This is a genomic window from Aerococcus sp. UBA6277, assembly GCF_002440555.1.
Taxonomy (GTDB): Bacteria; Bacillota; Bacilli; order Lactobacillales; family Aerococcaceae; genus Aerococcus.
In genome coordinates this window covers 24,751-34,968 of the sequence record NZ_DJUR01000034.1, presented here as the reverse complement: position 1 = coordinate 34,968, position 10,218 = coordinate 24,751, and the positions used below count along the sequence as shown (strand labels likewise).

At 38.6% G+C, this 10,218-nt stretch carries 9 protein-coding genes and 1 tRNA gene; 1 reads left to right on the top strand and 9 read right to left on the bottom strand.

The window, feature by feature from the left end; genetic code table 11:
- Positions 1–45 precede the first annotated feature (45 nt).
- Positions 46–582, top strand: a complete 537-nt coding sequence (locus B2V22_RS05750) for a TetR/AcrR family transcriptional regulator (RefSeq protein ID WP_290491001.1) — start codon at positions 46–48, stop codon at positions 580–582.
- A gap of 84 nt (positions 583–666) precedes the next feature.
- On the opposite strand, the gene B2V22_RS05745 is transcribed toward B2V22_RS05750, so the two are convergent.
- From B2V22_RS05745 to B2V22_RS05705, 9 genes are all read right to left on the bottom strand, one after another.
- Positions 667–1,026 carry a glycine cleavage system protein H gene (locus B2V22_RS05745; RefSeq protein ID WP_004262291.1) on the bottom strand — a complete coding sequence of 120 codons (360 nt, stop codon included), beginning with the start codon at positions 1,024–1,026 and terminating at the stop codon, positions 667–669.
- A 28-nt stretch (positions 1,027–1,054) separates the two neighbouring features.
- Positions 1,055–2,344, bottom strand: coding sequence for an FtsW/RodA/SpoVE family cell cycle protein (locus B2V22_RS05740; RefSeq protein ID WP_290490998.1), 1,290 nt, complete (start codon positions 2,342–2,344; stop codon positions 1,055–1,057).
- 14 nt (positions 2,345–2,358) lie between these two features.
- Positions 2,359–3,339, bottom strand: a complete 981-nt coding sequence (locus tag B2V22_RS05735; RefSeq protein ID WP_290490996.1) for a YihY/virulence factor BrkB family protein — start codon at positions 3,337–3,339, stop codon at positions 2,359–2,361.
- 172 nt (positions 3,340–3,511) lie between these two features.
- Positions 3,512–4,240 carry a hypothetical protein gene (locus tag B2V22_RS05730; RefSeq protein ID WP_290490994.1) on the bottom strand — a complete coding sequence of 243 codons (729 nt, stop codon included), beginning with the start codon at positions 4,238–4,240 and terminating at the stop codon, positions 3,512–3,514.
- Between the two features lie 1,040 nt (positions 4,241–5,280).
- A tRNA-Arg gene (locus B2V22_RS05725) sits at positions 5,281–5,354 on the bottom strand.
- A gap of 69 nt (positions 5,355–5,423) precedes the next feature.
- Complete coding sequence (hflX, locus tag B2V22_RS05720; protein ID WP_290490992.1) at positions 5,424–6,656, bottom strand: GTPase HflX; 1,233 nt, start codon at positions 6,654–6,656, stop codon at positions 5,424–5,426.
- 29 nt (positions 6,657–6,685) lie between these two features.
- Positions 6,686–7,636, bottom strand: a complete 951-nt coding sequence (miaA, locus tag B2V22_RS05715) for a tRNA (adenosine(37)-N6)-dimethylallyltransferase MiaA (RefSeq protein WP_290490991.1) — start codon at positions 7,634–7,636, stop codon at positions 6,686–6,688.
- 19 nt (positions 7,637–7,655) lie between these two features.
- Positions 7,656–9,350, bottom strand: a complete 1,695-nt coding sequence (gene recN, locus B2V22_RS05710; protein ID WP_290490990.1) for a DNA repair protein RecN — start codon at positions 9,348–9,350, stop codon at positions 7,656–7,658.
- Between the two features lie 39 nt (positions 9,351–9,389).
- Positions 9,390–10,205, bottom strand: a complete 816-nt coding sequence (locus B2V22_RS05705; protein ID WP_290490989.1) for a TlyA family RNA methyltransferase — start codon at positions 10,203–10,205, stop codon at positions 9,390–9,392.
- Between the last annotated feature and the right edge of the window lie 13 nt (positions 10,206–10,218).

The following is a 10,218-nucleotide window of genomic DNA, read 5'->3' as shown; positions in this document are numbered from 1 at the left end:
GTCCTATATATTGTAGAGCCCTAAAAATTGGCAAAGGACGAATAAATGACTATAAGCAATAAATCATTACAAACACGCGAAAACATCAAATCATCCCTTCTAAAATTAATGGAAGCCCAACCCTTCACCAGCATCACTATTCAAGATATCGTCAAAGAGGCTGATCTAAACCGGTCGTCTTTCTACCGTTATTTTGATGATAAATACGCCGTGGTTGAAGAAATCGAAAATGAAATTATCGATAATTTAAAAAACGAGGCTATTGGTCAAGTTGAAGAGTTGTTCGCTCAAACAAGTAAATACGAGGTGCTTTTTTATATTCTGAACAAATTTTCCAAAGATACTACCCGATCAAGCATCCTTTTAGGCGAAAATGGCGACCCCTCCTTCGTCCATAAAATGACCAAGTCTGTTAAAGAAAATTTCCCAACCGATGTGAGACAAATGGAAATTCCTAGTAAATATGATGAATTAGCCAATGATTTGAAGGCCTCTGCCGTCATCAATTTCTTGGCTAAATTTGAAGCGTACAATAAGAAATATACCATCGAAGAAATTGCCTACTTCTTTTCATTGATCTAGCAATTTAGCAGCTATTGCATATTAAAAAAATGGACCTTTTAAAGCCGCATGTTTGGCTAAGAGGTCCAGTTCTTTTTTGTCTATTTAGTTTTCAATCGGTTGATCTTCAGATAAGAATTCCGACCACTTGATTGCGTGATTGCTTTTTGTGACAACCAACCATTTAAGGCTTTCGTCATCTTCATTCAGCAATTCAGGTTGGTCCGTTAATGATTCATTTTTCGAAACAATATCTGCTGAGATTGGAGCCAGCATGTCTGTGACAGCTTTAGACCCTTCCACTGAGAAAAATGGCTCACCCGCAACTAACTCACGATCATTGAAGAAGGCGAAGTAGGAAACCTCACCAACTGCATCTGAACCGTAAGAAGAAAGGCCGATACGAACTGTGCCGTCAGCTTGCTCTTCAAGGTACAAGCCCTCTTTACTATAAACTTTATGCATGCAATTCACCTCTAAAATTATTCAAAAATTAGGTTAGTTTATCAATCAAATTTTGTGGTATTAAACGGTTGACCCAGCGAATGGCTTTCACAACCGGATTCTTGCTTAAGTGCTCATCATTCAAGCCCTCATTGTATTTGATTGACAATATTAAACCAATACTTAGCATACTCGTGAGTAAGGCAGTACCACCCGCCGAAATTAGCGGTAATGGAATACCTGTCAGCGGTAAAAGCCCGATAGACATCCCAATATTTTCGACGATATGGAAGGTGAACATCATGACTACCCCTGAAACCATTGACGCATAGAAGGCGTCGTGGGCTCTAAAGGCCACTGAAATCATTTGGAATATTAAGATGAAGTATAATAAGATGACAAAACTTGACCCTAGGAAACCAAAGTTTTCACCGATAGTAGAGAAAATCATATCCGACTCTCGAACTGGGACGTGAACTTGGAATTGACCAAGCCCTTTTCCAAGAAGGCCTCCCGAACCTATTGCCTTCAAACTTTGCGCTAACTGGTAAGATTCATTAGCCGAATTACCGAATGGATTTAACCATGAATCGATACGGGCAAATTGGTAGTCTTGGAAGCCTAATGCATATAGTAAATCCCGTTGATAGACTACCAAGATAATCAATATTAAGGCGATAACTGCAAATGATAGGAATGCAGGTAAAATAATATACCAGGTGATTCCTGAAACGAATATGACACCGATAAACATCATTAAGAATACCAAGGTTGTCCCCAAGTCATTCTGTGCAATGATTAAAGCAACCGGTGGGATAGTCCATAAAGTAATTTTTAATAAGAATCTCGCATCAAATTTAACTCGTTCCATCATGACCATGTCTTCAATACCAAGACGACGGCCTTCATCATTGTAGCCTTGAACTAAATAAGCCATCATGATGATATAAGCAACCTTCATTAACTCTGAAGGTTGAAGAGATAACGGTCCAATGGTAATCCATGAATGCGCCCCATTGGTCACGGCTAATTCACGGTCATAGAAAATCAATACTAATACGAGTAAAACTAGCCCGAACCCGTAAGCTACCGGTGCAAAGTGATACAAGGTTTTCCGGTCAAGCTGCATCACAACAGCTGCCGCTACAGCCCCGACCGCAAACCAAGCTATTTGCATAATAGTTTGGGAATAAGAACCTGAATCATATTGTAAATATGTCGTTGAAAAAATAGTCACGATACTCACTAAAGCTAACAACATGACGCATATGACGATAGTGATATCAACTCTACTCGTTGGTTTCTTCTTTAATCGCCGATTTGACGAACGTTTTTCCAAAATAATGCGCCCCTTTAATCTCTATTTCCTTGTGGTCGCGCAGGATTATCTGCAATAATGATGTCTCCTGGTTGACGCTTTAATGTACCTAATGCGATCGTCTTTTTATCCATAAAAGGGAAACTCGCAGATGTTGTTGTATGGTAATTTGGACTCGAATCGATAAACTCTTCCACATTGTTTAAACGGTAAATAATATGGTTAATCATGGCACCTGCAATCAACACGATAGATGTTAACCAAAGGTAGATCATTAATACAATGAATACCCCAATAGTCCCGTTAGAAACTGACGAACCACCAAAATTATTCACATAAAATGAAAATCCACCCGATAGAACAGCTGAAAGCAGTGTTGCTACAATCGCTCCTGGTACCGCGAACTTAATCGGATACTTGTGATGCGGAATGAATTGGTAGATAAAAGTAAATACCATAATCAAAACAAGCAATAGAATTGGCCATTTTACACTGGTAAAAATATCAAACAATTGCATTGGCACGTCTATAAATTGGTTTACCGCTTCTAAAAGTGTCTGCCCAAATACGAAGAGAACACTCAAAGCTACCGCAAACAAGACCAATACAAAGGCAATGGCAAATGAAAATAGCCTAGAAACTATAAAGTCTGGCTTGTCTGTGATGCCGTAAGTTCGGTTTAAAATATTTTGCACTGTTCCAAAAGCAGTAGACCCTGACCATAGAATTAATATGAAGGAAACTGAAAGCGCACCTGTAGTGTCTGATGTTAGGTAAGACTCCAAAGTAGGCACAATAATAGGCTCCACCTGGTCAGGCAATAACGTTTCAAGTAGTCCAATAACTGAATCCGGATCAAATGGTAACATCGGAATTATATTGGCAATCATCATTAATAGTGGAAACAGAGATAGTAGAAAGTAATAAGACATTTCTGCAGCACTACCAGCGATATTGGCCTGATTAACCGAGGCTAAGGTCATTGGAATAATACGATCTTTCAATTTTTCTTTCACTCTTGCCACCTCACTTCTTTACTCTTAATACTACTTAATTTAGGGGTATTTAACAAGTTTTCTTCCTGATTTAAAGCAAATAAAAAACTGGTGGTTGAAATCGAATGCTATATACCCTTTAGCATCAATTAAAATCACCAGCCTTAAATTTATTTGTATGCACTAAGCGATTCTATTGTCCCGTATTTTGCCAAGTACCACTCACAACATCCATCACCATTAAAGTACCTGAATAAGCATCATAACGGTAAGTTGCAATCAGGTTTGTATGCCCTTGTCCATCAGGAGATTGACGGTAAACATCTACTTGTGCTAAATCTTCATTTACCAATGTTGGTAAGAAGAAATATTCGTCAGATTGGTATGCACCTTGAGAATGTGCAGAAATTAAAGGTGCTGCTTCAGCCAATAATTCACGCGCACGTGTATTATCGAAAGCCCCTTGGTTACCTTCTGGTTGACTAGAACTTGCGTAAGTCCCTTGATCTTCCACTTCGCTAGATGGTACTACTTCTGAAGACGGTGAAGTTTTTTCAGCTTCTGCTGCAATGATAGAAGATTCAATCTCTTCAGTCGTCATCGCTTGCGCAGTTGCAGCTTCACTCGCTACCGATGAATCCGCCACAACTTCTTCCGAAGATTGTGTTGTTTCATCACTTGACGCTGTAGTATCTTCGCTTGATGCTTCTGAATCAGCATCCGCAGACACATTACTTGAAGATGTACTGTCAGATTCTACCACATTTAAAGAAGCACTCTCAGACGATATTGAAGAGGATGCACTCTCTTCACTTGACGACGTTTCATCTGAATACATACCCAATGCAGAATCGACATTGTCACAAGCCGCTAATGATAAAGCTAATAAAGAAATACCTAAAAATGAATATACTTTTTTCATGGTCCTACCTCCCATTTATCTTATAACTATTTTATCATAACAAATCAAATTGCAAGCCTTAAATGTCGTATCTTTACAAAACGTTAACTATTTCATGAATACAAGATTACACTCTAGTAAAATTTGCCTACCTCTACAATTTCATTATAACAAACCACCCTGCATAACCATATTGATGTGACAAGGAAAATGAACAAAACAATACAATCTGTAAGAAATGCACGTTGATTCGAATCAATTCCTTACAAATTATGCTATTTTTGAATTTAAATATGGGATTCATCTCTGTATATTTGAAGATCATTTAGAGAGAATATATTTTCATGTTTTATTTTCTAATAAAAAAGATTGTTTCTAATTAGGCAAGTCTACAATTTTTTATAAAATACAGTGCATCGAATCATACACCACTCTTTACTTGTTTTTTTCTTTGCATAGATTTTGGGCAAAATAACCTTTTTGTGGAAGGTATACGTTTCTGTAATTTTGTTTCTTAGACATCACATAAGTAGACATGCCTAAAATGATCGCGTGTCAAGAAAAAAGATTATCGTTTTAATTAGCTATCAAATTCTTTATCAATTCCATTCGACACAGATTGTTCTTTGTTCTAATCTAAAAGCAAATCGCTTATTAGAATAATGAACTTTAATTGAAAGAATTTTCTACATACCTATTACCAATAGACTAATAAATAATTGAGAATTTGATTGCTACAAACTTGATAGTAAATTGTTATTGATATGATGATGATAAGTATTTACCATTAGCGACACTGTGATTAGCAGAAATAATATAAGCTATCAAAGAGAAAGAAGTCAAAAAGACCAATAACGCAAAATATCAAAAAATAGAAAGCGCCATTTTCCAAACTATATTAAATATTTATGCTCATGTAACTAAAAATATACAAAAACACCACTAAAAACATTTTTTAATTCATTCATTTTTAGCCCTACTAGTTGGTTAAACGTATTTTTCAACAAAAAACCGCTATATATCAACACTTTAAATGTTGATATATAGCGGTTTTCACTTAATGTTAAGAGTGGGATTCGAACCCACGACCTACGGTTTAGAAGACCGTTGCTCTATCCAGCTGAGCTATCCTAACAAAAGCCGTCATATTTAGATGACAACTATTAAATTTTATACCAAGATAACAATGTCTGTCAAGTGCATTTTACTCAGACTTAGGCAATTGTAAATATTTGGGTTTAAATAAATGCAATTCATATTGCTGAGACACTTCGTCAAATTCCATCTTTTCAAAATAAATATGGTCTTGCAGTCCCAACCAATTACCGATTTGACTCGGTGAAACAGCAATTTCAACTTCATCATATTGGTCTTTCAATTCATTGACGATGGCTGCTAACAGTTCTTCAATGCTTTCTTCAGACTTGGCACTAATCTGCACGTTTGGCTGATTAAAGGCCAAGATCGCCTGGTTGGTATTTGCCACTTTATCCATCTTGTTATAAACAAATAAATGTGGGATATCCAGCATGTCTAATTGCTTCAAGGTATCTAGGACGACCGCTTCCTGCTCGCTTGCATACGGTGATGACGCGTCGATCACAATCAACATCAAATCCACCTGACGACTTTCTTCCAAGGTTGAATGGAATGAATCGATAATTTGTGGTGGTAAATCTTGTATAAATCCTACCGTATCCGTAATGGACATTTGGAAATGATTGTTGAGTGAAAATACCCGTGTTAGGGGTGTTAAGGTGGCGAATAATTGGTTTTCTTCCAAGGTATCCGCTTGGGACAAGGCGTTTGTAATTGTTGACTTGCCTGCATTGGTATAGCCAATTAAGCCCAATTGGAAAATGGCGCCCTTTTCCCGGTTCTCACGAGTCCGACTACGGTGTTTCTCAACTTCTTTCAACTCACCCTTAATGCGTTGAATCTCATTACGAAGCACCCGACGATCTTGCTCAATTTTCGTTTCACCAGGACCTCTCGTCCCAATCCCCCCACCAAGTCTAGATAGGGCAATATAATTCCCTGCCAAACGCGGTAATAGGTATTCGTTCTGCGCTAAAGCAACCTGTAGCTTACCTTCTTTTGAAGTTGCCCGCATAGCGAAAATATCCAAAATTAATTGAATCCGGTCAATCACTGGGAAATCTACTGCCAGTTGTAGGTTGTTATTTTGTGACGGCGTTAACTGTTGGTAGAAAATGATTAAATCAGCTTCATTTGCATCTGCATGCATAGCCAATTCTTCCACTTTCCCCTTACCAATTAGGGTTCTGGCATCAAATCTTTCCCGTTTTTGTGAAACGAGTCCAACCACTTCTCCCCCTGCCGTATTCACTAACTCCTCTAACTCTTCAATTTGCATATCAAATTGTCGGTCACTGGTGTCAGGTGTCTGAACTGCTGCTAATAAAACTTTTTGCATACTTCCTCCTTCTGAACCGAAAATCTAAATTAAGGCAAACTAGTCGCTTTCAAAAAATCTTCTGCTAGCTTTAATACCTGCTGCAAATTCTCAGGATGCGTCACTAAATCTAGCCAATGCGCATCTGTTAATCGATTTCTGATCCATGTTATTTGTCGTTTGGCATACCGTCTTGAATTTTGCTTTAAATCTTCTAGCGCTAATTCAAGTGGCATTTCACCTCGAATATAAGGAAATAATTCCTTATAGCCGATAGCTTTCATTGATTGTTGATCCTCAGCTAATTTTTGTGCCAACAACCATTTCGTTTCTTCAATAAGCCCTTGGTTGACCATATCATCGACCCGCATATTGATTCTTTCGTATAAGACTTGTCGGTCCGTATTTAAAGCGATAATCAACAAATCATAAGGCGACACATGATTTGCATGCGTTTCCGATTGGTCTGAAAACAGCCGGTCCGAAAAAGTCCCAACTTCTAAAGCCCGAATGACTCTACGTAAATTATTGGGGTGAATTTGGTATGCTGCTTTAGGGTCTAAGTCAACCAATTTCCGGTAGACTGCTTCATTTCCTTCCATTTGCGCCAACATTTCCATTTGCGCACGAAATTCAGGATGTTCCAAATCTTTACCACCTAAGGTTAAGTCATATATAAAGGATTCTAGGTATAAACCCGTTCCCCCAACTAATATAGGGACTTTTCCTTTTGCCAAAATCGCCTCCATAGCCGACGTAGCGTCCTCTTTAAAGCGGGAAACTGAATATTCTTCGTCTACTTTAACATAGGAAATTAAATGATGCACTGCCTCAGCTTGCTCACTTTCAGTCGGTGTCGCCGTGCCAATATTTAAATTTTGGTAGATTTGCATGGAATCACCGTTAATAATTTCACCATTAAATGCTGTGGCTAATTTTAAAGATAAACTGGTCTTACCTACACCCGTAGGCCCAGCTATTACTATCATCTTAGGCTTCATCCACCCACTCCTCCTGTTATTAGCGAAGGTTCGCTTTAAATTGTCGGTCCTCTTCAATTTGTTCAGCCGCTGCTTGCTTTGCAACTGCCGTAATATTAGACCCCGTCAGCATTCTTGCGACTTCGTCTATCCGCTCTTCATTTGTTAGTAATCGTACATTTGTGTAGGTACGGTTGCTGTTTTCATCTTTAGAGATGAACAATTGGTGGTCTGCCATCGAGGCTACTTGCGGTAAATGCGTAATACATAATACCTGAGCCTTAAGGGCAATTTCAAACATTTTGGTTGCAATAGCCTGTGCCACACGTCCAGATACCCCCGTATCCACCTCATCAAAGATAATTGCTGTCACCCCTGATGCATTTTGGAAAATAGTTTTCATTGCTAACATCAACCGAGATAACTCCCCGCCTGAAGCGACCTTCACCAGCGGCTTAAATGGCTCACCAAGATTAGTGGCAATCATAAAGGCCACGTCATCCATCCCATAGGGTCCTAATTCATCCAGTGCTAACATATCCACCCGGAATTTAGCCTTCTCCATGTAAAGGGCCTGCATTTGTCCTTCAATGGCCTTCACTAAACCTGCTGTCGCAGATTTTCTACTCTTAGATAAGTCTTCTGCAAAAGCCAATGCATTTGCTTGCGCTTCTTTTACCGCATCTTTTAATTTTTGTTGATTCGACTCGCGGTTTTCAATTTGTTTCAACTCTTCTTTTGCTGTATCCAAATAATTTAACACGGATTCAGTGTCTTCACCATATTTACGAGTCAGATTTTTATATACCGCTAATCGTTCAATAATGTCATCTAAACGATTAGGATCATAGTGCAGTTGATCTACTTGGTCTGAAATACTAGAGGCTAAATCCTGTAAGGCATAATAAGTCCCTGTTGTTTGTTCATAAAAATCACTATAGGTCGTGTCAAAATCGCGGATGATTTCAAGTTCACTAATGACTTGACCGACTAGATCGATAATGTTCAAATCTGCATTAGATAGCAAATTATTGCTTGCACCTAAAGCATCAGCAATTTTTTGAAAATTTTGCAATTGATCACGTTCGCTAATTAAAGCTTGGTCTTCACCCACTTGTAAATTCGCAGATTCAATTTCATTGATTTGAAATTTTAGTAAATCAACGCGTTGGGCAGCTTCTTGTTCATTTAAATTTTGGCTATCCAATTGCTTTTTCACAGTTTGGTAAGCTGCATAAGCTTCTTGGTAGCTAGCTAGTTTAGGGGCGATTTCAGTTTTGGCAAAATGATCTAGCAAATGAATATGATTGCTGGTGTTCATTAAAGATTGGTGCTCATTTTGCCCATGGATATCTACAATGTGTGTCCCTAAAGCCTTGAGCATGCTAACAGTCATGGATACGCCATTAACTTTAATCGTATTCTTCCCATTAGTATCTAACTGACGGACAATCATCAATTGGGCATCATCAAAAGGAATATCATTATCGGCCAACATATTGCGACCTTCTTCGGATAAATCGGGCATGTAAAAGATCCCTCGTAGGTCAAATTTCTCGCTACCATAGCGAATGAAATCCGTTGACCCACGCCCACCGACTAACAAGCCAACAGCATCAATAATAATAGACTTCCCGGCACCTGTTTCACCAGTTAGGACAGTCATGCCTGAATCAAAATCAATTGTTAAATCTTCTATAATCGCAAAATTTTTAATCGTAAGATGCTGAAGCATTTACATCTCTCCCCTTATCTAATACTATAGATACTCCCGTTAATGAAATACTGAATGTGCCTCTTCGATGACCGCGTCAATATCAATTGCGGAATCTATTTGGCCAGGCTCACCTTCTGTATTCGTTAATAGCATTAAAAACTCGATATTCCCAGTACCACCAGTAATCGGTGAATAAGTTAAACCTGAAACATCGTAACCAAGTCCAATTGCTGTTTGCATGGTATGTTCAATCACATCTCTATGGACTTTCTTATCTCGAACGATCCCTTTTTTACCAACTTTATCTTTACCAGCTTCAAACTGTGGTTTTACTAATGCAGCCACTTGTCCATCGATTTTAAGGATTGGGCGCAAAGGCGGTAAAATCAAATCTAAAGAGATGAAGGATACATCAATCGTTGCGATATCTGGTTGTCCGGCTACAAAGTCTTCAGGCTTCGAATAACGAAAATTTGTTTGCTCCATCACCACAACCCGGTCATCAGAACGCAATTTCCAGTCTAACTGATTGGTCCCAACGTCCAGGGCGTACGACATACTAGCCCCATTTTGCAAGGCAACATCTGTAAATCCACCAGTTGATGAGCCAATGTCTAGCACTTTCTTCTCCGTAAAGTCGATGTCAAAAGACTCCATGGCTTTAACTAATTTGAAACCACCACGAGATACAAATGGCACATCTTCCCCTTTTAAAGTCAATTGCGTCATTACTGGTAACTTTTCACCCGGTTTATCTACCCGTAAAGCTTTTTCAGTATAAATTTGTCCAGCCATAATAAAACGCTTGGCCTTTTCACGCGAATCCGCTAATCCTTGGCGAACGACTAAAATATCTGCTCTTTCTTTATCCATTAATTCACCCCTT

What these genes read in the sequence shown, in the direction of transcription:
- B2V22_RS05750 (WP_290491001.1), top strand. Translation starts at nt 46, where the DNA reads ATGACTATAAGCAATAAATCATTACAAACACGCGAAAACATCAAATCA.
- B2V22_RS05745 (WP_004262291.1), bottom strand. Translation starts at nt 1,026, where the DNA reads ATGCATAAAGTTTATAGTAAAGAGGGCTTGTACCTTGAAGAGCAAGCT.
- B2V22_RS05730 (WP_290490994.1), bottom strand. Translation starts at nt 4,240, where the DNA reads ATGAAAAAAGTATATTCATTTTTAGGTATTTCTTTATTAGCTTTATCA.
- hflX (WP_290490992.1), bottom strand. Translation starts at nt 6,656, where the DNA reads ATGCAAAAAGTTTTATTAGCAGCAGTTCAGACACCTGACACCAGTGAC.
- miaA (WP_290490991.1), bottom strand. Translation starts at nt 7,636, where the DNA reads ATGAAGCCTAAGATGATAGTAATAGCTGGGCCTACGGGTGTAGGTAAG.
- recN (WP_290490990.1), bottom strand. Translation starts at nt 9,350, where the DNA reads ATGCTTCAGCATCTTACGATTAAAAATTTTGCGATTATAGAAGATTTA.
- B2V22_RS05705 (WP_290490989.1), bottom strand. Translation starts at nt 10,205, where the DNA reads ATGGATAAAGAAAGAGCAGATATTTTAGTCGTTCGCCAAGGATTAGCG.